This is a genomic window from Oceanobacillus sp. J11TS1 (assembly GCF_018333215.1).
Lineage (GTDB): Bacteria > Bacillota > Bacilli > Bacillales > Amphibacillaceae > Oceanobacillus.
In genome coordinates, this window is the sequence record NZ_BORO01000027.1 from 19,712 (window position 1) to 41,823 (window position 22,112).

The 22,112-nt window shown below is 38.9% G+C and carries 18 protein-coding genes; all 18 read right to left on the bottom strand.

Translation table 11 applies throughout. The features are described 5' to 3' along the window. Positions 1 to 22 precede the first annotated feature (22 nt). A complete protein-coding gene (locus tag KI343_RS16425) occupies positions 23 to 1,051 on the bottom strand; it encodes an L-threonylcarbamoyladenylate synthase (RefSeq protein ID WP_212927511.1) in 1,029 nt (342 codons plus the stop codon). 246 nt (positions 1,052 to 1,297) lie between these two features. Then, the gene (locus tag KI343_RS16430) at positions 1,298 to 1,699 is read right to left on the bottom strand and encodes a hypothetical protein (RefSeq protein WP_212927512.1); all 402 of its coding nucleotides are present in this window, start codon (positions 1,697 to 1,699) and stop codon (positions 1,298 to 1,300) included. Between the two features lie 196 nt (positions 1,700 to 1,895). Then, positions 1,896 to 2,510 carry a stage II sporulation protein R gene (gene spoIIR, locus KI343_RS16435; protein WP_212927513.1) on the bottom strand — a complete coding sequence of 205 codons (615 nt, stop codon included), beginning with the start codon at positions 2,508 to 2,510 and terminating at the stop codon, positions 1,896 to 1,898. A gap of 123 nt (positions 2,511 to 2,633) precedes the next feature. Beyond that, positions 2,634 to 3,497 (bottom strand): peptide chain release factor N(5)-glutamine methyltransferase, encoded by an 864-nt coding sequence (gene prmC, locus KI343_RS16440; protein ID WP_212927514.1) that lies wholly within the window; start codon positions 3,495 to 3,497, stop codon positions 2,634 to 2,636. Between the two features lie 3 nt (positions 3,498 to 3,500). Further along, on the bottom strand, positions 3,501 to 4,571 hold the full coding sequence (gene prfA / locus KI343_RS16445; protein ID WP_212927515.1) for a peptide chain release factor 1: 1,071 nt from the start codon (positions 4,569 to 4,571) through the stop codon (positions 3,501 to 3,503). Positions 4,572 to 5,048: 477 nt separating this feature from the next. Next, positions 5,049 to 5,621: a thymidine kinase gene (locus KI343_RS16450; protein ID WP_212927516.1), complete on the bottom strand. Its 573-nt coding sequence runs from the start codon at positions 5,619 to 5,621 to the stop codon at positions 5,049 to 5,051. Positions 5,622 to 6,167: 546 nt separating this feature from the next. Next, entirely contained in the window at positions 6,168 to 6,413 is a 246-nt protein-coding gene (locus tag KI343_RS16455; protein WP_077602262.1) for a type B 50S ribosomal protein L31, read from the bottom strand. A 166-nt stretch (positions 6,414 to 6,579) separates the two neighbouring features. Further along, the gene (gene rho / locus KI343_RS16460; protein WP_212927517.1) at positions 6,580 to 7,863 is read right to left on the bottom strand and encodes a transcription termination factor Rho; all 1,284 of its coding nucleotides are present in this window, start codon (positions 7,861 to 7,863) and stop codon (positions 6,580 to 6,582) included. Positions 7,864 to 8,999: 1,136 nt separating this feature from the next. Beyond that, entirely contained in the window at positions 9,000 to 10,286 is a 1,287-nt protein-coding gene (locus tag KI343_RS16465; RefSeq protein ID WP_212927518.1) for a UDP-N-acetylglucosamine 1-carboxyvinyltransferase, read from the bottom strand. A gap of 459 nt (positions 10,287 to 10,745) precedes the next feature. After that, positions 10,746 to 11,387 (bottom strand): fructose-6-phosphate aldolase, encoded by a 642-nt coding sequence (gene fsa, locus KI343_RS16470; RefSeq protein ID WP_212927519.1) that lies wholly within the window; start codon positions 11,385 to 11,387, stop codon positions 10,746 to 10,748. An 81-nt stretch (positions 11,388 to 11,468) separates the two neighbouring features. Beyond that, positions 11,469 to 12,323: a class II fructose-1,6-bisphosphate aldolase gene (gene fba, locus KI343_RS16475; protein WP_212927520.1), complete on the bottom strand. Its 855-nt coding sequence runs from the start codon at positions 12,321 to 12,323 to the stop codon at positions 11,469 to 11,471. A 104-nt stretch (positions 12,324 to 12,427) separates the two neighbouring features. Next, a complete protein-coding gene (locus tag KI343_RS16480) occupies positions 12,428 to 12,790 on the bottom strand; it encodes a response regulator (RefSeq protein ID WP_212927521.1) in 363 nt (120 codons plus the stop codon). A gap of 323 nt (positions 12,791 to 13,113) precedes the next feature. Continuing rightward, positions 13,114 to 14,718, bottom strand: coding sequence for a CTP synthase (locus KI343_RS16485; RefSeq protein WP_212927522.1), 1,605 nt, complete (start codon positions 14,716 to 14,718; stop codon positions 13,114 to 13,116). 439 nt (positions 14,719 to 15,157) lie between these two features. After that, positions 15,158 to 15,661, bottom strand: a complete 504-nt coding sequence (gene rpoE, locus KI343_RS16490) for a DNA-directed RNA polymerase subunit delta (protein ID WP_212927523.1) — start codon at positions 15,659 to 15,661, stop codon at positions 15,158 to 15,160. A 208-nt stretch (positions 15,662 to 15,869) separates the two neighbouring features. After that, positions 15,870 to 19,100, bottom strand: a complete 3,231-nt coding sequence (gene icmF, locus KI343_RS16495; protein WP_212927524.1) for a fused isobutyryl-CoA mutase/GTPase IcmF — start codon at positions 19,098 to 19,100, stop codon at positions 15,870 to 15,872. 66 nt (positions 19,101 to 19,166) lie between these two features. Beyond that, positions 19,167 to 19,772, bottom strand: a complete 606-nt coding sequence (locus tag KI343_RS16500; protein WP_212927525.1) for a TetR/AcrR family transcriptional regulator — start codon at positions 19,770 to 19,772, stop codon at positions 19,167 to 19,169. A gap of 50 nt (positions 19,773 to 19,822) precedes the next feature. Next, on the bottom strand, positions 19,823 to 20,962 hold the full coding sequence (locus tag KI343_RS16505) for an acyl-CoA dehydrogenase (RefSeq protein WP_212927526.1): 1,140 nt from the start codon (positions 20,960 to 20,962) through the stop codon (positions 19,823 to 19,825). A 2-nt stretch (positions 20,963 to 20,964) separates the two neighbouring features. Next, positions 20,965 to 22,104 carry an acyl-CoA dehydrogenase gene (locus KI343_RS16510; protein WP_212927527.1) on the bottom strand — a complete coding sequence of 380 codons (1,140 nt, stop codon included), beginning with the start codon at positions 22,102 to 22,104 and terminating at the stop codon, positions 20,965 to 20,967. Positions 22,105 to 22,112 lie beyond the last annotated feature (8 nt).

The window sequence follows — 22,112 nt, forward strand, 5'->3', positions numbered from 1 at the left end:
CCAGCGAAATCCTGCGCCTTTATTATCCTTCAATGACACGGTCCGCGGCTTTTCGCAAGCGATTCATTACGGCCTGGCCAATTCCTTTTTCGGAAAATGTTTCGCAAATAATTTTATCCACATTTGCTTGCTTAAAAAATCTTAACCCATCGTATAGAGAGGAAGCAATTTCTTCTATGGATTCCCCGAGTAAATGAATAGGTGCATTTGCTTGGAATAATTCAGCTGTTTGATTGGAAAGAAGCAGACCAACTCTATTTCCAGCTTGTTTTTCTTTATCCACAAACTCTTTCATTGCTTCTCCAGAGCCTGTAAATAAATAGAGCGGAACTTCTGGTGCATAGTGTTTATATTTCATTCCGGGAGCTTTTGGGCGATTTACCGAAGCCGTTGCAAGGCCTGGATCCATCATTACCGTACCAACCTCTAGCTCTAATTGTTCTTTTGTAACACCGCCAGGACGCAAAATAATCGGCACGTCTCCTGTGCAATCAATAACCGTTGACTCTAAACCAACACCAGTTTGTCCACCATCAATTAATCCAGCAATGCGACCATTTAAATCCTCATACACATGGTTCGCTGTAGTCGGACTTGGTTTTCCTGAAACATTTGCACTCGGAGCCGCAACTGGACGTCCGATTGTCTCTAGTAAATGAAGGGCAATCGGATGACTGGGAATTCGTACACCAATCGTTGACAGGCCTGCTTTTACATTATCAGCACAGGAATCATTTGCCGGTAAAATATATGTTAAAGGACCAGGTGAAAAGGCCTCTATTAATGTATACACATAATCCGGGATATTTGTGACAATTCCCTCTAGCTGCGCCACTGATGCCACATGGGCAATCAACGGATTATCTTGCGGGCGCCCTTTTGCTTCAAAAATTTTACGGACAGCTGACGCATTGGTAGCATCCGCCCCAAGTCCATAAACTGTTTCTGTCGGAAATGCAACCACATCCCCTTCCTTTAACATGTCTGCTGCCTCTTGGATATCTTTTTTTATTATATTGATTGAATTTATTTTCCATACTTTTGTGTGCATAACGTTCCCTCTTTTCTACGTTACTATTTTAGTTGATGCACACAAGAAACGCAAAGAAGGGGATAATTCACCACATTTATACACATTATCCACAGTTTTTATCCACAAAAATGATATTGCTCACAAACACCCTCTATTTATACACAGCAAGTTGTGAATAGTGTGTATAATTTTATCTTGACAAATGCAAAAATAATCGATTGTTGTTATATCAAGTGTTTTCGTTTCTGATTACTTATCCATATTTTAAGAAACCTGATACGCCCACCAATTCCCTGTTTTTTCTGACTTTATCCCTTTAAAAGTGACATCGCTTTCTCTTTTGAATTGTAGAGACTCTAGGAGGATATCCACAACTGGGCTCTGGTTATGCACATATACACATTTTATGTTGTTTTTTCGGGCAATAATGAGGACAGACTCAAAAACAACGAATAACTTTTGCACATGTTCCTTGTTTAAATGCAGCTGTTTAAGCCAGTAAGTCGACTCATCCAGCCTTTCCAGATCAAAACAGCCCTCAATTCTACCGTTTATCTCTATCACATAGCTTTGACCTGTTAATTTTTTGCCGATAGCCATTTCATTATTGTGAATAAATTCCTCAACCAACTCTAGTTTTGCTTCCTTCACTTGATAGATTTGCATATTCTTATCCTCCATTCATCGAGTTTTAAGGGGTTACCCGTATGCGTGACCATCATTCCCTCTCCAGAAAATCTATTCATGCCGGGAAAATAATGGTCACTACATTTTCCTGATTAAATCAAGCTAGATTTAGCCAGAAATACATCCCGCTAAATTAGATTCGTTTCCCTATAAGGATATGCCTCTATGAAATAAACTATGACAACCCTAACCATTTAAATAAAAAGAATTCTACTTTTACTTCTTCCTCTTCTACTTTTTCTTCTTTTTCTTCTTTCTCTGCTTTTTCATCATCACTTGCTACAGATGTTCCGTTAAAGAAGTCTAAAAAGCATAGCGGCGGGAACAATACACACCACCAGTTAGAGCCAGTTCCTTCACCTATGGTTACTAGAATCGCTTCATATTCACCCGCTGGATAAAGATAGTTTCCATATAATTTCGCTGGAAATGATATATTTTCTCCATATTCTAGTTCAAAATCTTCCTGGCTATTCTCTTTTTCCAGTGTGTCTTGGACCACTTCTTCCAGTTCTGGAAGCCGGTCTTGAATCAGCTGTCTTGCCTCTTCAATATCATCAATATCTTTCACCCATTCCGTAATGACTTCATTCACCTCGTCACGGACCTTATGTTTTAAATTTTGGTCTTTATCGCTATCACTATTTGCCAGAATACGCAGTCGGATTGCTTCATCCGGGATGACCTGATAGTCTAACTCTTTATTCTGCAGCTCTTTCGCTGTACTAATCACAGGAATAATCGATAATAATAAAAATAAAAGTGCTAATGTGCCCCATAATTTTTTCATTAAAAAAATCTCCCTTCCACCTATCTAGAAGATAGTGTGGACAAGGAGATTTCTACTTATACAAGTTTCATAGAAATATATATTTAAAATCAAGGTATATTTTCTTGCATTTTTGGAAAGGTGCTAGCTTAAATTCGTTGCAAGCACCATCCGATTTTTTCCGTTAATATCCTGCTTGATTTCCACATGACTAGCAGGAAATACTTGCTGAATACATTTTTTAACAAGCTCACCTTGTGTATAACCAATTTCAAACGCTAGTAAAGTTTCTTTTGTTAAAGGCATCTGTTTCATTTGGTCGATAATCCGATGATAAGCCGCCATTCCATCCGCTTCTGCAAATAATGCTAACGCTGGATCAAAATCACGAACCGTATCACTCAGCTCAGATGCCTCTGATTTTGCAATATAGGGCGGATTTGAGACAATCACATCAAACGGCGTCATTTCATTCATAAGCGGGGATAAGAAGTTACCTTGCAAAAAGGAAACAGCTGCATCTAATTTTTCCGCATTTTGTTTAGCAACCTGCAGTGCTTCATCAGAAATATCTGTAGCAAATACCTCCGCATTATCCACTTCCAATGCTAGTGTAATGGCAATAACTCCACTGCCCGTTCCTATATCCGCAATCCGTACGTGTTCTTTTTTCCGCGTGAGATACTCCTTCACCGCAAGTACAAGCTCTTCCGTTTCTGGTCTTGGGATTAATACATGCTCGTTAACCTGAAAGGACCGGCCATAAAATTCTTCATAACCCGTCAAATGTTGGACCGGGATTCCCGTTTCTGCATGCTTTTTTATATCTGCTTTTATAATTTCGAGTTTATCCTCAGGGACCGGTTCCCGCAAAGAAACGAGCCATTCCTGTTTGGATAATCCCAAATGATGTTTGATTAAAATCTCAGCGACTTTCGGTTCTCTATTTGCTTCTTGTAAAAAAAGAGAAGCCCAGTTAAGGACTTCATAAATTTTGGTTTGGTTCATGAATTATTCACCAATCTGTTCTAATTTTTTAGCCTGTTCTTCCATCACAAGCGCATCGATAAATTCATCGAGCTTTCCTTGCATAATCTGGTCCAGCTTCTGAATGGTTAAGCCAATACGATGGTCAGTTACGCGATTTTGCGGGTAATTATACGTCCGTATCCGCTCTGAGCGATCTCCTGTACCAACCGCTGATTTACGATTTTCATCATATTCTGCCTGTGCTTCTTGTTGGAATTTATCATATATACGAGCACGTAATACCTTCATCGCTTTTTCTTTATTTTTTATTTGTGATTTTTCATCCTGAATCGATACGACAATCCCTGTAGGTTCATGCGTTAAACGAACCGCAGACATGGTGGTATTTACACTTTGCCCGCCCGGCCCGCTGGAGGCAAATGTATCAACACGGATATCCTTCTCATGAACATCTATCTCTACTTCTTCTGCTTCAGGGAGCACAGCAACTGTTGCAGTCGAAGTATGGATACGTCCGCCAGATTCTGTTTCTGGAACACGTTGGACACGATGTGCACCATTTTCATACTTCAGTTTAGAATAAACATCTGAACCATTAATCATAAAGATAATCTCTTTATAACCGCCAACCCCTGTGGAGCTTGCTTCCATCACGTCTATTTTCCAACCTTGACTCTCTGCATATCGGGAATACATTCGATATAAGTCGCCGGCAAATAAAGCAGCCTCATCTCCACCAGCGGCACCGCGAATTTCCATAATAACGTTCTTATCATCGTTTGGATCTTTTGGAAGCAGGAGAATCTTCATTTCGTCTTCTAATTCTTCTTTTCTCGAAGATAATTCAGATACCTCCATTTTTGCCATTTCCAGCATTTCATCATCCAAATCGTCTTCCATCATTTCTTTCGCATCTGAAAGTTGTGAGGTAACTTCTTTATACGCACGATAAGCTTGAACAACGTCCTCTAATCCAGCTTGTTCTTTCGAATATTCACGCAGTTTTTTTGTATCGCTAATAATTTCCGGGTCACTTAACATTTCATTTAATTTATTATACCGATCTTCTAGTGCTTGCAAACGATCTAACACAAGAATACACCTCTTTCTCCATAACAGTCTTATTATATTATAAGGGGAGAACTGGGTCAATTGCACCTTTCCCATGCCTCAGGTTTAAAGAACTTTTTTACCGCTAATAAAAAGGCTCTTCACCAAAACCTATTGTTGACAAACTAAGCTAAATTGATAATGGCAGCCGCTGCGACGGGTTTTTCTGCGGGGTCTCCACACTGGGACTGGGACTGCGATTACTCGTCCCATAGAACACTGTTGCTAGCTAGTTTTCCACTACTATATTTATTCATATCTTTCAACCATTAATTTTGATGTTGATCCAATAAAAATGATTCCTTATCGTTATTTATTATTTCACTTAATAAGACAAGTTATCATCTAACGCTAGCAGTCTAATTCTCTAATCTGAATAAAAAACAAATAGCAAGGTGTTACAGGCATATTTTCACTTATCGATCTATGCGTAGGCTTCGTTTGCCAAATTACCTTTCCCTACAGTGGCGGATTAGCATGGCATTTACGACAGACTGGATAATAGGAATCGTTTCCACCTATATGGATTTGTTCACCTGAATAGACAGGGGTTCCATTTTCATCTACACGTAAGTTCATGATCGCTTTTTTCGCGCAAAACCAGCAAATCGTTTTCATCTCTTCAATTTTGTCTGCATAAAGTAAAAAATACTTACTTCCCTCAAATAATTCATTTTGGAAGTCATTTTTAAGCCCGAATCCCATCACAGGAATATCAAGTTTATCCACAATATTAGCTAACTGTAAAACATGTTCTTTCTCTAAAAATTGTGCCTCATCTACTAAAACACAATAGGGCTTCTTTTCGCATTTATTTACAACATCGTATATGTTTGTTTCTTCAAAAATCGGAAGTGCTTTTCTTTTAATTCCTATTCTGCTTGAAACATAACCCACTTCATCTCTATCATCAATGCCTGGAGTAAAAATTAAAACGGATTTATTCTGTTCTTCATAGTTATGAGCTACCTTTAATATTTCTACCGATTTCCCGCTATTCATAGCTCCGTATTTAAAATATAACTGTGCCACAAGCATCCTCCCCTTTATCTTTTTGTTTCAATAAGTATATAGCTCTTCACCAAAATCTTAGGTTAACAAATTAAGTTTGATAAATAGCGACCGCTACGTAAAAACACTACGCTTTCCGTGGGCTTGTCCTCAGCCTCCTCGAAAAAGAAGACCGCTTTTTCTGCGGGGTCTTCACACTGCGCATTCCCACAGGAGTCTCCGTATTTTTCCTTCGCTAGCTAGTTTTCACAACCGTATTTATTCATGTATTTCAACCATAGATTTTAGTGTTGACTCAAGTATATTAAGTTACATTTTTTTGAATGGGAAACGAATTGCGTCCCCATCTGTCCGTTGTAATACAGCAGATAATTTTCACAATAAAAACGGACATTTTATTCTTTATGTCAAATGAAAAACATATCTATTTTTTCATACCAGATGGCCTTTAAAAGTAAAAAAACAGGCAACATTTTGCCTGTTTTTTTAAGATTCAATTCCTTACAAAAAACCTCTTTATACGGCATAGTTCCGATAAAACGGATATTGCTGTAATAAGTCAGATTATTAGTTAAGGTTATATTTTTTCTTAAAGCGATCCACACGTCCACCGACTTTGTCAGCTTTTTGCTTACCAGTGTAGAATGGATGTGAATCAGAGCTGATTTCAACTTTTAATAGAGGGTATGTGTTACCATCTTCCCACTCAATTGTTTCGTCTGATCCTTTTGTTGATCCGCTTAAGAACTTGTAATTCGTGCTAGTATCTAGAAAAACAACTTTTCTGTACTCTGGATGAATATCCTTTTTCATGTTCTTCCACTCCTTTTTGCCCTGAGTCCCTTGGAAACAGAGTTATTGCAAGAGTCGTCAGAGATGCTTGTGCATCCTATCTAAACTCACACAGAAAGATTATAACAGTCTATAGAATGAAATGCAATAGCAGTTATTAACAAAAGACCAAATCACGTTGCATCTTTTACGAACGGTTTATCCCTTTTCTTTTCATTTCTTCTTCCATTTGTTGTAAAAATTCTTCATTATTCTTAGAGCTCTTCAGACGTTTTAAGAAACGATCCAAGAAGTCGTTCGAATCTTGCATGGTTTTACGAAGCAGCCACATTTTATCTAAATGTGATTTTTCTACTAGCAGCTCTTCTTTCCTTGTTCCTGAACGCAGGATATCAATAGCTGGGAAGATTCGACGGTCAGCTAGGTGACGATTTAAGTGAAGCTCCATATTCCCAGTTCCTTTAAATTCTTCATAAATGACGTCATCCATACGTGAACCTGTATCTACCAATGCTGTTGCTAAGATTGTGAAGCTGCCACCTTCTTCAATATTCCTCGCTGCTCCAAAGAAACGTTTTGGACGATGGAAAGCTGCTGGGTCAATACCACCAGATAATGTACGTCCGCTTGGAGGAATAACTAGGTTATAAGCACGAGCTAGACGTGTAATACTATCCATTAAAACGATGACATCGCGTTTATGCTCTACCAGTCGCATCGCACGTTCTAAAACAAGTTCAGATACTTTAATATGACTCTCTGGCACTTCATCAAATGTTGAAGAAACGACATCTACATCTTTAGCTACAGAACGTTCAATATCTGTTACTTCCTCTGGACGTTCATCTACTAGCAGGATAATCAGTTTGGCATGCGGATGGTTTTTGGAGATACTGTTTGCAATTTCCTTAATCAGCATGGTTTTACCTGCTTTTGGCGGAGCAACAATTAAACCACGCTGCCCAAAGCCAACTGGTGTCATTAAATCCATGATTCGTGTCGATAATTGTTTTGTTTCTGTCTCTAATTTAATTGGACGGTTTGGATAAAGTGCCGTTAATGCAGGAAAATGCACACGTTCTTTTGACGAATCGGGATCTTCATCATTTACAGCATCTACATGCAAGAGACCGTAGTAACGCTCATTTTCTTTTGGAGGACGGACCTTTCCTGATACCTTATCTCCATTCCTTAAATCAAAACGGCGGATTTGAGAAGCAGAGATATAGATGTCCTCTGCACTCGGAGAATAATTAATCGGGCGCAGGAATCCAAATCCTTCAGAAGGAATAATTTCTAAGATTCCATCCATAAATAAAAACCCGTCTTTTTCTGCTTGCGCTTTTAATATTGCAAATATTAACTCTTTCTTTGTCAGCTTTGCATAATAAGAAATCTTATAATCTTTTGCAAGTGCATAAATTTCTTTTAATGTCATTGTCTCTAAGCTAGAGATTGTCAGTGTTGCCATTAAATCACCACGCCTGTTCTAGGTTCTTTTTATATTTTCATGTTGGAAGCATCCGTAAAATTCCTGTTCGCCAATCATAAGGATAACTTTTGATATGCAGATGACAATAAAAACAGGATACTGCGGATATTTTCAACTTGGTCTATTCATATTCTATAGCTTTGTTACACCGCTATATTGTCCTCATTTCAACAATCCTCTTATTTTGTATACGCTTCACATAATATAGATTTAGAAAAAGTCTATGTGAAAATCTAGTTAAAGCTACTGATTTTCCGCATCTAACACCATTGTTTGGTAGCTTATCAGTCATTTCATTTTATATGTGCTAATTTAAAATCTCATAACCTCGCGTTTTACACTTACTTCGCCTCTTCTTAACTCTAGAAATACGCTTTTTTTAACCTGATTACCCTATATATGTGGAAGGAATACTAAAGAAGACTTGCCTTGTTCAACAGAAGCATTTAGAAGTTATTATCCTGTTGTAACGTCTATCAAAATGACATATCAAAGTAAAGAGTGATTCCCATTCGAGAACTGTTCATCAAGAGAAGCTAGACATTATCAACCTGGTTCATTGAATTGAACAAATAACCATTTTAGTAGAAGACGTAATCGCCAGATCCCATTTTGAAGGGTGAACGAAAAGTTCCACTGTATGAAGGTTCATTTCACATTCCATTGTCAGACATTTAATCAAATCTTGGCTTTATTAAACATCTATTATCATACTCTTTTACCGGTAAAGATTCAATACACTTTTTTGTCAAATTAGAGGAATTATTGTATCCATTTGTAAACGACTTTAAAATTCCACCTCAAGATTCAAAAAAATTAAGATATTCAGGCGGGCTGTTCTAAATTTGGATGTTATTTTTGAAGATTAGCGTATAGTACTTCGCTCTGGGGTTTTAAAGGATTGATTAAAATGATACATCAATATAAAGAGCTTTTGATTATCTGTCAAAAACTCCCCTAAAATACAATGAACCCTCCTATTTTAAAGTTTCATGATCTAATTCGACATTATTCATGTTTATGCATCAATTTGTCGAAGGATTATTTCGGGATCGCTAGATATTATATAATAAAAGAGAAGGGGAAGTCTTCTCTTTTATTATACACACACCTTTTTAAGTGTGCTGGTCTTGGAAGATTTCTGATTCCGTCATTTCTTCTCTCCAAATCGTTGCTCCTAAAGAAGAAAGCTTATCCGTTAAACTCTCATAGCCACGATCAATATGGTCCACACCGGTGATTTCTGTTACACCCTCTGCAAGCAATCCTGCTATCACAAGCGCTGCTCCAGCACGGAGGTCACTAGCTTTTACTTTAGCGCCTTCTAATTGCACCGGTCCGGAAACAATCACAGATCCACCTTCAACTTTTATTTCAGCATTCATGCGGCGAAGTTCGTCGATATGCTTCAAACGCGCAGAATAAATTGTATCTGTAATAAGGCCTGAATTGTTTGCTTGCGTTAATAAGGTGGTGAAAGGCTGTTGTAGGTCTGTCGGAAAACCTGGATAAACAAGCGTCTTGATATCCACGCTCTCTAAAGATTTATTCCTAGCCACATATAATTGATCATTATGGGATTCGATATTAACATTCATTTCCCGCAACTTTGCGATTAATGACTCCATATGCTGCGGAATAACATTGTCAATGACAACTTCTTTCCCCATTGCAGCAGCTGCAATAGCATAAGTCCCAGCTTCAATACGGTCAGGGATAATCGTATGCGTACAGCCATGTAAGGAAGGTACTCCATCAATACGAATCACATCGGTGCCAACGCCCTTAATTTTCGCACCCATATTTGTTAATAACGTTGCAACATCAATAATCTCGGGTTCTTTTGCAGCATTTTCAATAATGGTCTGTCCTTTTGCTTTTACTGCTGCAAGCATAATATTGATCGTAGCACCAACACTGACAACATCCAAATAAATACGTGCGCCTCGAAGTTCTTTGGCACGTAAATAAATGGCTCCCTGCTCATTTGTTACCTCTGCGCCAAGCGCTTCAAAGCCTTTAATATGCTGGTCAATCGGACGTGGACCTAAATAACATCCTCCAGGCAACCCAATGACTGCTTTATTAAATTTCCCAAGCATTGCTCCCATGAAATAATAGGATGCCCGAAGCTTTTTGACTCTCCCATTCGGCAATGGCATAGCTATCATCTTCTCCGGATGAATCGTCATGTCCTGACCATCTCGGGAGATTGTTCCACCAATTTCTTCCAACAAAGCACCTAATGTGTCTACATCAGAAATATTAGGCAATCCCTCAATTGTCACCGTAGAATCCGCAAGTATGGCTGCAGGCAATAGAGCTACTGCACTATTTTTTGCACCGCTGATATGAACCTCTCCAGATAGTTCATGTCCACCCTCAATTAATAACTTTTGCATGTAAAAACCTCGTTCCTATGGAAGTGGATGTATCACTCCACAAGTTGTTTATCACGGAAAATTATCCGTAAGACGCCTTATTTTAAATAAGGCGGGAGATCGAAGCGAACTCCCTAAATTCATGTAGGGAGGATAGCAAGAAATCCTCACCAAATGAAGTTCCATTGTATAAGCTGCTTCTTCAAATAGATCAGTTCTCCACCAAAATCGATGGTTGAAAACAAGGTTACGTAGTCTTCTCACTGGGATCGGGGCTAGGACTGGGACTGCGATTACTCGCCCCACCGAAAAGCGTTGGGATTACTCGTCCCATCATAAACCTTGTGTTTACTCGCCCCTGTAAACCATTGGTTCGATACCATATTTATTTCTTTATTCCAACACTAGCGATTTTGGTGTTGATTGACCCACTATTTCTAACCTATTTATAGTGTTTGTCTTTTTTCCAACTCTATACAATTAATTTTGTTTATTCCAATCTGCTAAGAATTTTTCAATTCCTTGATCCGTTAATGGGTGTTTTACTAAGGATGATAAAACGTTAAATGGAATGGTTGCAATATGCGCCCCGTTTAATGCAGCTTCTGTTACATGAATCGGGTGGCGGATAGATGCCGCGATAATTTCTGTTTGGATAGAATGACGATCAAAGATTGCAGCAACATTTGCAATCAATTCCATGCCATCTTGTCCAATATCATCTAATCTTCCTAAGAATGGAGATACATAGGTTGCACCTGCTCTAGCTGCCAGCAATGCTTGGTTCGCATTAAAGATTAATGTTACATTCGTTTTAATGTTTAAATCACTAAAAGCTTTAACCGCTTTCAATCCTTCTAGTGTCATTGGAACTTTCACAGTAATATTGGGTGCAATCGCAGCAAGTTCTTTCCCTTCTTCAATCATGCCTTCTGCGTCTTCAGAAATAACTTCTGCACTTACAGATCCAGAAACTTCTTCTGTAATTTCACGCAAGCGATCATGGAAAGAAACGCCTTCTTTTGCTACTAAACTCGGATTTGTTGTAACACCTGCTAAAATACCAAGTTTATTTGCTTCTCTAATGTCCTCAATATTTGCTGTATCGATAAAAAATTTCATCTACCATTTACCTCCCTAAAATTTTTAACAAAAGCTGCACCATTGGTACAGCTTTTGCCGATTATCTATGAACTAAATCATTCATGCTTTATTGGAAGAACCGAATTCACGCATTTTACCAATTACTGTTTCTTTAATAGCTGCAGTACCTGGTCCTAAATATTTACGAGGATCATATAATTCAGGTTTTGCTTCTAAAGTTGCACGAATTGCTGTTGTTTGAGAAATTTGGTTCTCTGTGTTTACATTGATTTTAGCAGTTCCTAAAGAAATTGCTTTTTGAATATCATGTGTAGGAATTCCGGTACCACCATGAAGTACTAATGGTACACTTACTAAATCTAAGATTTCTTTCATTTCTGTAAATCCTAGATTTGGCTCTCCCTGATATGGACCGTGAACAGAACCTAAAGCTGGAGCTAAGCAATCAACATTCGCTTCCTTAACAAGACGTTCGCACTCTTCTTTGTCTGCATAGTTAATTCCGCCGATGACACCATCTTCTTCTCCACCAACAGTACCAACTTCTGCCTCAACAGATACGCCATGGATATGAGCAAGCTCAACCACTTTCTTTGTTAATGCAATATTCTCTTCAATTGGTGAATGAGATCCGTCAATCATGACAGAAGTAAACCCTGCATGGATTGCTTTTGCACAGTTCTCAAAGCTAGATCCGTGATCCAAATGGATTGCAACAGGTACCGTTGTCCCATAAGATTCCATCAAAGATTTAACCATAGCAACTACCACATTGTAGCCGCCCATATATTTTCCTGCACCCTCAGAAACCCCAAGAATTACTGGTGAATTTTCTTCTTGTGCTGCTTGGAGAATAGCTTGGATATATTCTAGGTTGTTAATATTAAATTGACCTACTGCATATCCGTTCTCTTTTCCTTTTTCAAGCATTTCTTTCATTGATACTAAAGGCATACCAAGTTCCTCCTTCAATTTCATACGCATGAATCTGTCTGTATTCATTACTATATAAGAATACCAATTCCATAGCTTAATCGCAACATAGTAGTTACGATTCCTTATTTTTTCTTTAAAATTTCCTCGGCCATATTACTTAACTTTGCTACATCAAAGGGTTTTGAAATGATTTTATCTGGTAAATTTCCACTCATTTCTTGTTTTGCAACTTCTGGGAGTCCACTAATTACAATAATTTTCGTGTTTATTTTCATTTTTTTGATCTTTTGTATGACAGTATTCCCATCATAAATAGGAATTTGATAATCCAAAATCACTAAATCGCAAGGAGTTTTTGATAAATAATCGATTGCTTCTTTGCCGTTAGCTGCTAATGAAGTGCGATAGCCAGCTGTTTGAAAAACTTCTTGAAGTAACATACGAATTCCTATTTGATCATCAACAATTAGGATTGATTTTGTCATACTCACCCTCCGATATTATCTTTTTGAATTATTTCTCTGTAGTTTAAAATTCGATAAATCTTATTATTCTCCTGCTTACTAAGTTATGTACCCTCTTTTTTGGCGTTGATCCTCTTTTTCTTCGGGGGCTCCACACTGGGACTGGGACTGGAACTGCGGTTACTCGTCCCATCGAAGAACTTTTGCGGTTACTCGTCCCATCGAAGAGCTTTTGCGATTACTCGTACCATCATAAATGTTTGCTGTAATTTTATACTAACACAAAAAAACGAGGATATTCACTCATTTAATGAATACCCTCGTTTTTTAACTTTATTTAATGATTATTTTTGATGATTGACTGCTGCACCAATAAATCCTCTAAACAGTCCTTGGGATCTCGTTGGGCGAGATGTAAATTCAGGATGGAATTGACATGCAATAAACCAAGGATGGTCTTGGATTTCAATTGTTTCTACAAGGCGTCCATCTGGGCTTGTACCTGAGAAAACAAGACCTTTCTCTGCCATTTGTTCACGGTACGCATTATTAAATTCATAACGATGGCGGTGTCTTTCTTCTACAACATCCGCTCCGTCATAAGCTTCTTTTGTTTTTGTACCATCTACTAATTGACATGGATATACACCAAGACGCAATGTACCTCCTAAATCTTCAATATCTTTTTGCTCTGGCAACAAGTCAATAATTGGATGTGGTGTCCCTGGATTAATTTCTGCAGAGTGCGCTCCTTCTAATCCAACCACATTTCTTGCAAATTCAACGGTAGCTAATTGCATACCTAAACAAATCCCGAAGAACGGAATTTTATTTTCACGTGCATAACGAATCGCATGAATTTTACCGTCAATTCCTCGGTTACCAAATCCACCAGGCACAATAATACCATCTACTTTAGATAGTTCTGTCTCGATTTCTTCTTCTGACAGCTGTTCAGAGTTAATCCAATGGATATTTACATTGGCATCAAAATCATAACCAGCATGTTTCAATGATTCAACCACAGAAAGATAGGCATCTGGAAGTTCTACATATTTACCAACTAATCCGATCTCTACTTTTTTAGATAAGTTGCGAACTTTGTTGATAAGTTTTTTCCAATCATCCATATCCGCTTCTTGGCAATCTAATCCGAAATGATTGCAAACAATCTGGTCCATATTTTGTTCCTGTAAAGCAATCGGAACTTGATAAAGTGTATCTGCATCAAGCATTTCGATAACTGCTTTTTCGTTAATATCACAGAATAAAGCAATCTTTTCTTTCATTTCTTTTGTAATGGTTTTTTCTGTACGTAACACAATAACATCCGGCTGAATTCCTAGAGAACGCAATTCTTTTACACTATGCTGTGTAGGCTTTGTTTTAACTTCTCCTGCAGCTTTAATGTAAGGAACAAGCGTACAATGCACGTACATCACGCTATCTCGGCCTACATCACTTTTGATTTGGCGAATGGCTTCTAAAAATGGTAAAGACTCAATATCCCCTACGGTACCGCCAATTTCTGTAATAACCACGTCTGCACCTGTAGCTTCTCCGGCACGGAATACTTGATCCTTGATTTCATTGGTAATGTGTGGAATAACTTGTACCGTCCCACCAAGATAATCTCCATGGCGTTCTTTACGGATAACGCTGGAATACACTTTACCTGTAGTAATATTGCTGTATTTATTTAAGTTAATATCAATAAAGCGCTCGTAGTGTCCTAAGTCTAAATCTGTTTCTGCTCCATCTTCCGTAACAAATACTTCACCATGCTGATAAGGACTCATGGTCCCTGGGTCTACGTTGATATACGGATCAAATTTTTGAATCGTTACTTTTAATCCACGATTTTTTAATAAACGTCCCAATGATGCTGCTGTAATTCCTTTTCCAAGCGATGATACTACGCCACCAGTTACAAAAATATATTTTGTCACTTGTCCTCATCCTTCTTTCTTTATTTTATATGTTTTTCATTTAAATAAATTTGGTCGTTCTTTGGAATGTATTATCCTTTCCTTATCTTTTACATTGATAATGAAAGTTATAATGATAATATTGTTTTACTTCCTTTATTTTCTTATCTAACAAGAAAAGCGTTTCCCCCTCTCACTCCTGGGGGAAACGCTTTGTAATTATATTCAAAGAGCCCAATAAAGATTCTACTGTTAGTCCATGTAAAAGTCAAGCATTGAAATGACATGATTCACATTTGATTAAATGAAAACCTCTCTAAGACGGAGCGGCGCAACTTCCCTATTTACTAAAAATAGCTGGAACATATCGGGATTATACCAAACTGGTTTCAGCTATTCAGCAGCTTCATAGGGCTTCCCTTTTAAAGGTGAACTGGACGGCTCCCGTTTTATATCGGTCCTAGCGGTCGTCCTCGTCATCATAGTCTAATTCATCCAGATCATCTTTACCAATGACATCATCCACTTCGTCTTCAAGCTCATCCAGATCGTGGTCTTCTAAATCATCATCAAAGTCACCTAGCACATCATCAATATCTTCATCTGTGATATCTAAATCATCATCAATTTCGATAGCTGGGTCCACTGCTTTTTTCTTCTTTTTCTTCTTCTTTTTCGTTGGTTCATCTGTAATTTCTTCTTCTGCCTGTTCTACTGGATACCAGCTCTTTAATCCCCACATGCCAGATCCTAGAGTTAAAAAACGTCCATCCACATTCATATCTGTGTAGAACTGCGCAATTAAATCTTTCCGTTCTTCTTTAGAAAAATTCTTTACATCTGCTATTTTTGCAAATAAATCTTGAAAAGGTATAGCTTTATTTTCTTCTTTTAAAATCATGGAACCTAATTCAATCATGGAAGTATGGTCGATTTCTTCTTGTGTCAATTCTTTCACGCTCACGTTCAATGCACTCCTTTAAAAATATAATCAAGGTTAAAATACCTATCTATGCTACAAATGATTATTTTTTTGCCATTTAGTCACAATAAATCTATTTTACATTATAAACATATTGAATTGCAATTATCCAACGAAAACTCCAAGATATATCGTTGAAATAAAAGGAACGTGAGCAGGAACTCTCCTATCTGGTATTCTTTTAAATAGCTTACATATTGCGACGATATTGTCCGCCAACTTCATATAGGGCTTTGGTGATTTCTCCCAGACTTGCATAACGGACGGTATGCAATAATTCTGCAAATATATTCCCATTGGAAACTGCCGTCTCTTTTAATCGTTTTAACGCTTCCTTTACGTGACTCTGGTGCTCCGACTGAAAACGTCTTAACTCATTAATTTGATGCATTTTTTCCTCTTCAGATGCACGAGCGAGCTCCATGGAATCAATTTCTTCTTCTGATGGCGGGTTTGGATTTAAATAGGTATTTACACCAACAATCGGCAATTCTCCGGAGTGCTTCTTCCCTTCATAGTAGAGCGATTCCTCTTGAATTTTGCCGCGTTGATATTGGCGCTCCATTGCACCAAGTACACCGCCACGGTCGTTCATTTGTTCAAATTCCTTTAATACAGCTTCTTGCACAAGGTCTGTTAACTCCTCAACAATAAAGGCCCCCTGCAAGGAGTTCTCATTTTTTGTCAATCCAAATTCCTTATTAATAATCATTTGGATAGCCATTGCACGCCGAACAGATTCTTCGGTTGGTGTCGTAATCGCTTCGTCATAAGCATTGGTGTGTAATGAATTTGTATTGTCTTGAATGGCTAATAACGCTTGCAGTGTTGTACGAATATCATTGAAAGCAATTTCTTGTGCGTGCAGAGACCTTCCCGAAGTTTGCACATGATACTTTAGTTTTTGACTGCGTTCATTCGCACCATACTTTTCCCTCATGGTAATTGCCCAAATTCTACGCGCTACTCTGCCAATCACGGTATATTCCGGATCTAAACCATTGGAGAAAAAGAAGGACAGATTCGGAGCAAACTTATCAATATCCATTCCTCTGCTTAAGTAGTATTCCACATAAGTGAATCCATTCGCTAATGTAAAAGCTAACTGTGTAATTGGATTAGCACCTGCTTCTGCAATATGATAGCCGGAGATAGATACAGAATAATAATTACGGACTTTGTTTTCGATAAAGTACTCCTGAATATCGCCCATCATCCGCAGCGCAAATTCTGTTGAAAAAATACATGTATTTTGCCCTTGATCTTCTTTTAAAATATCTGCCTGCACTGTGCCGCGAATAACAGAAATGGTATCTGCCTGGATTTTATGAAATTCCTCACTCGTTGGCTGGCGTCCATTTTCCTCGGTGAATTTATCTACTTGCTGGTCAATCGCTGTATTAAAATACATCGCCAAAATAATTGGCGCCGGCCCATTAATCGTCATGGAGACGGAGGTTAACGGATCTGTTAAGTCAAAACCGCTATAAAGCTTTTTCATGTCATCTAGTGTACAAATATTTACACCACTGTTCCCAACCTTCCCGTAAATATCTGGACGCTCTGCCGGATCTTCGCCATATAATGTCACCGAATCAAATGCGGTAGATAGCCTTTTCGCTTTTTCTCCTTTAGAAAGATAATGAAAACGGCGATTGGTTCGCTCCGGGGTCCCTTCCCCGGCAAATTGCCTTGTCGGGTCTTCGCCTTTTCGTTTAAATGGGAACACGCCCGCAGTATAAGGAAAAGTGCCAGGAACGTTTTCCCGCATCAACCAATAAAGACGGTCTCCCCAATCATGATATTTTGGCAATACGACTTTCGGAATCTTTAAACCGGATAAAGACTCTGTTGTTAAATCCATTGTAATTTCTTTATCCCGTACTTTAAAAGTAAATGTATCGCCAAGATAGCTTTCTTTTAGATTCTCCCAATTGTCTAATAAACGCTTGGCCTCCCCGTCTAATTGCTGTTCATAGGCAGCCATCATTTGATCCAGGGAAGCCGCTGCTTCTCCATCTACTTCTTCCCTCGCACCTTTTAATTGGTAGAGCTTGGAAGCAATTTCTCTTTGTTTTTCAGCACGCTTATCATAATTGCGAACATAGGAAGCGATTTCTCGCAAATAATGTCTGCGCTCATTTGTAATAATTTGATTTTTCTTTTCTGAAATCACATGACGTTGAAAAGCGACCTCTTCTCCCCAATAATAAGCTTCATTTATTCGATCAATCAGTGAGGCAAACAACGCATCGGTACCTTCATCATTAAATTGACTCGCTATTGTACCGAAGATAGGAAACTTTGTCTTATCCTCATGAAATAACATATGGCTCCGTTCGTATTGTTTTCGAACCTGATTAAGGGCATCCTCTGATCCTTTTTGTTCAAATTTATTAATTACAATAAAATCGGCATAATCAATCATATCGATTTTTTCCAATTGTGTTGGTGCACCGAATTCAGCTGTCATGACATACATGGATAAATCTGTAATATCCGTAACCGCTGCATCTCCCTGCCCAATCCCGCTCGTTTCTACAAGAATTAAGTCGTAACCAGATGCACGGACAACCTCTATGGCGTCTTGAATGGAGGCAGAGAGCTCCGTGCCTGAGTTTCTGGTGGCAAGGGAGCGCATATAAACCCTGTCAGAAAAAATAGCATTCATGCGAATCCGGTCTCCGAGTAAAGCACCACCTGTTTTTCGTTTGGATGGATCAATCGATAAAATAGCAATTTTCCGCTCGGGAATTTCGTTCAAAAATCTGCGGATGAGTTCATCTGTTAAAGAACTTTTCCCGGCGCCGCCTGTTCCTGTAATCCCGAGTACCGGAATTTTTTTCTCTTGATGATCAGAGAGTTTTTCTAATACTTGTTTCTTTGTTTCCTCATCTCCATTTTCCATTAAAGTGATAAATTTGCCGATTGCTAATCGACTTCCTTCTCTTAAACGCACCAAATCTTTGTCTATATCTATCGGCGGGAGAAAATCACATTTTTCCAGCATCCGATTAATCATCCCTTGCAGACCGAATTTTCTTCCGTCTTCTGGAGAAAATAGCCAAGCAACCCCATAATCATGAAGCTCTTTGATTTCACGAGGCAGAATTGTCCCCCCTCCGCCACCTACTACTTGAATATGTGCCGCATCTAATTCCTTCAGTAAATCAATCATATACTTAAAATATTCCATATGGCCGCCCTGGTAGGACGAGATGGCGATGCCTTGCACGTCTTCCTGAATCGCTGCATAAACAACCTCTTCTACAGAACGGTTATGTCCAAGATGAACTACCTCCGCACCACTCGCTTGCAATATACGCCGCATAATATTTACCGATACATCATGCCCATCAAATAAACTGGATGCGGTTACAAAACGAATAGGATGCGTCGCCAAATAGCGTTCTTCTGTCATGCTATTTCCTCCTCTTCTCGTAAATCTCGAAATAAAAAGGAATAATCCTCACTTTCCATGATACGTTTATAACCAAAAATCAACTTGTTGCATTTGCAAATCTACATATTCATCAATCGTAAATTCTTTTTGGATGAGCCAGCGACGAAAGCACCACATATGTCCGCCGACAACAATATTGTTTGCTAAAAAACGAATCTCTCGGTGATCCAGTTCTTCCCCTAAAGAAATAATCAGCAGTTCCTCCATCATCCGGACAACGTTCTGTTCTTGTTCCAGCACAAATTGACGCTTTTCTTTCTTTAAGGATTTGGTTTCTTGATAAAGCATTAAAATTTCCGGCTGGATGGTGTCCATAAAATAAAAATATTGTCGAATAGCCTGCCGCAAGCTTTCCTTCGTTGGGTTCTCGACCGACATGGTTTCGGTCAGCTGATCACGTACTTGATCATGTACAAATTCGCAAACGAGAAAAAGAACATCTTCCTTTGTTCGAATATATTCATATAACGTACCAATACTGAACCCGGATTCCTTAGCAATCTCTCTCGTTGTCGTACGATGAAATCCTTTCTCCTTAAATAGACGCATCGCCCCTTCAATAATTTGCTTCCTGCGTCTCATGACTAAGTCTTGGTCTTTTACAGAAGAACGAATTTGGTCCTCACTCATCTCCCAACCTCCTTTGAAAACCTTTGAAGCCTGCGATTTAATCCTTACTTTTACTTTGTAAGCATTCTGCCGATAACCAGTCGTTGGATTTCATTTGTTCCTTCGTAAATCTGTGTGATCTTTGCATCGCGCATGTAACGTTCCACCGGATAGTCTTTTGTGTATCCATATCCTCCAAATACTTGCACAGCTTCTACCGTGATGCGCATCGCAGCATCCCCTGCGAATAACTTAGACATAGCAGATGCTTTTCCATAGGGTTTTCCTACAGATTCAAGCCATGCAGCTTGATAGGTTAATAGACGAGCGGCTTCAATTTCGGTTGCCATATCTGCCAGCTTAAAAGATATGCCTTGGTTAGCAGCAATCGGCTTGCCAAATTGCTCTCTTTCCTTTGCATAAGCCGCGGCTGCGTCTAGTGCGCCTTGTGCTATCCCTAAGGCTTGCGCAGCAATTCCATTTCTTCCCCCGTCTAAGGTAGTCATCGCAATTTTAAAGCCGTCTCCCTCTTCCCCTAATACATTTTCTGCCGGGATGCGACAATTTTCAAAAATTAGTTCTGTTGTTGGCGAGGAACGAATACCAAGTTTTTTCTCTTTTTTTCCAAAAGTGAATCCTTCTGTTCCTTTTTCAACGACAAAAGCTGTAATCCCTTTATGCTTCTTCTCCGCGTCTGTTTTTGCAAATACAATATAAATGTCCGCTACGCCGCCGTTAGTAATCCATACTTTACTTCCATTCAATATATAATCAGAGCCCTCTTTTTTAGCCGTGGTTTTCATAGAAACAACATCACTGCCAGCTCCCGGTTCAGATAATGCGTAGGCACCCAATGCTTCCCCAGTTGCAAGCCGCTTTAAAAAATTTTGCTTCTGTGTTTCATTTCCATATTTGTAAATGGGCCAGCTTGCTAAAGATAAATGGGCAGAGAGGGTAACTCCCGTGGAAGCACAAACACGTGATAACTCCTCCACCGCAATCACATAGCTTACATAATCAGCACCAATTCCGCCATACGCTTCTGGCCAAGGGATGCCTGTTAATCCCAGTTCTGCCATTTGATCAAATATTTTTCTGTCAAAGCGTTCTTCTTCATCTCTTTCTGCTGCTGTCGGCTCTACTTCCTTTTCCGCAAAATCCCTAACCATCTTCCGCAGCATTTCTTGTTCTTCCGTTAATTGAAAATTCATCTCTATCTCCCCTTCAACAGCTCTTTAGAAATTACGATATGTTGTATTTCATTTGTTCCTTCATAGATTTCCGTCACTTTCGCATCACGGAATAACCTTTCAACAGGATAATCCTTGGTATACCCGTAACCCCCGTAAATTTGTACAGCTTCAATCGCATTTTGCATTGCTGTTTTGGTTGCGGTCATTTTTGCCATGGAAGTCTCTTTTACACAGGTCTGACCTGCTTCAATCTGTTTCGCAGCTTGATAGGTTAATAGCTTAGCTGCCTCCACATTTGTTGCCATCTCTGCCAGTTTAAAAGCAATTCCTTGGTTCGCTGCAATCGGCTTGCCAAACTGTTCTCTTTCTTTTGCGTAAGCGACCGCATAATCTAAAGCAGCTTCTGCAATACCTAATCCCTGTGCAGCAATGCCGATTCTTCCAATATTTAAATTGGCCATTGCTATTTTAAATCCTTGCCCTTCTTTTCCAAGCAAATTTTCTTTGGGAACAAGACATTGATCAAAAGTTATTTCAACGGTGCTAGAACCTTTTAATCCCATTTTCTTTTCGTTTTTTCCGATGTGGATACCGGGACTGTCCCTTTCCACAATAAAGGCACTGATTCCGTCTCTTTCTTCACTTGTTCTTGCAAAAGTAATAAATGTATCCGCGTATCCCCCATTCGTAATAAATACTTTGGAACCATTGAGTACATAAACATCATCTACCAGCTTGGCGGTGGTTTTTAACCCGCCTGCATCGGACCCTGAATTCGCTTCTGTTAACGCAAAGGCACCTAAATATTCGCCAGAAGCAAGCTTGGGGATATATTTCTTTTTTTGTTCTTCTGTCCCAAAATATAAAATTGGATTCGTTCCCACAGAAGTGTGCACAGATAAAATAACGCCGACAGTTGCACTGACTTTCGATAGTTCGTGAATCACCCGAATATAGGAACTAAAATCCATGCCAGCTCCTCCATATTCTTCTGGTATAGGAATTCCCATTAAGCCGAGTTCTCCCATTTTCCTGATAATTTCTTTTGGAAAACGGTCTTCCGTCTCCATTCTTTCAACTTCCTTTGCAATGTCCTCACGCGCAAAATCTTGAACCATTTTGACTAACATCTTTTGTTCTTCTGTCAGCGAAATTATCATTATGCACA

Bases quoted from the DNA above. Each gene is read 5' to 3' on its own strand.
- KI343_RS16505 (WP_212927526.1), bottom strand. From the start codon at position 20,962: ATGAATTTTCAATTAACGGAAGAACAAGAAATGCTGCGGAAGATGGTT.
- fsa (WP_212927519.1), bottom strand. From the start codon at position 11,387: ATGAAATTTTTTATCGATACAGCAAATATTGAGGACATTAGAGAAGCA.
- spoIIR (WP_212927513.1), bottom strand. From the start codon at position 2,510: ATGAAAAAATTATGGGGCACATTAGCACTTTTATTTTTATTATTATCG.
- KI343_RS16500 (WP_212927525.1), bottom strand. From the start codon at position 19,772: ATGAGTGAGGACCAAATTCGTTCTTCTGTAAAAGACCAAGACTTAGTC.
- fba (WP_212927520.1), bottom strand. From the start codon at position 12,323: ATGCCTTTAGTATCAATGAAAGAAATGCTTGAAAAAGGAAAAGAGAAC.
- KI343_RS16430 (WP_212927512.1), bottom strand. From the start codon at position 1,699: ATGCAAATCTATCAAGTGAAGGAAGCAAAACTAGAGTTGGTTGAGGAA.
- icmF (WP_212927524.1), bottom strand. From the start codon at position 19,100: ATGACAGAAGAACGCTATTTGGCGACGCATCCTATTCGTTTTGTAACC.
- rho (WP_212927517.1), bottom strand. From the start codon at position 7,863: ATGGCAACACTGACAATCTCTAGCTTAGAGACAATGACATTAAAAGAA.
- KI343_RS16425 (WP_212927511.1), bottom strand. From the start codon at position 1,051: ATGCACACAAAAGTATGGAAAATAAATTCAATCAATATAATAAAAAAA.
- KI343_RS16480 (WP_212927521.1), bottom strand. From the start codon at position 12,790: ATGACAAAATCAATCCTAATTGTTGATGATCAAATAGGAATTCGTATG.
- KI343_RS16455 (WP_077602262.1), bottom strand. From the start codon at position 6,413: ATGAAAAAGGATATTCATCCAGAGTACAGAAAAGTTGTTTTTCTAGAT.
- KI343_RS16510 (WP_212927527.1), bottom strand. From the start codon at position 22,104: ATGATAATTTCGCTGACAGAAGAACAAAAGATGTTAGTCAAAATGGTT.
- KI343_RS16465 (WP_212927518.1), bottom strand. From the start codon at position 10,286: ATGCAAAAGTTATTAATTGAGGGTGGACATGAACTATCTGGAGAGGTT.
- prmC (WP_212927514.1), bottom strand. From the start codon at position 3,497: ATGAACCAAACCAAAATTTATGAAGTCCTTAACTGGGCTTCTCTTTTT.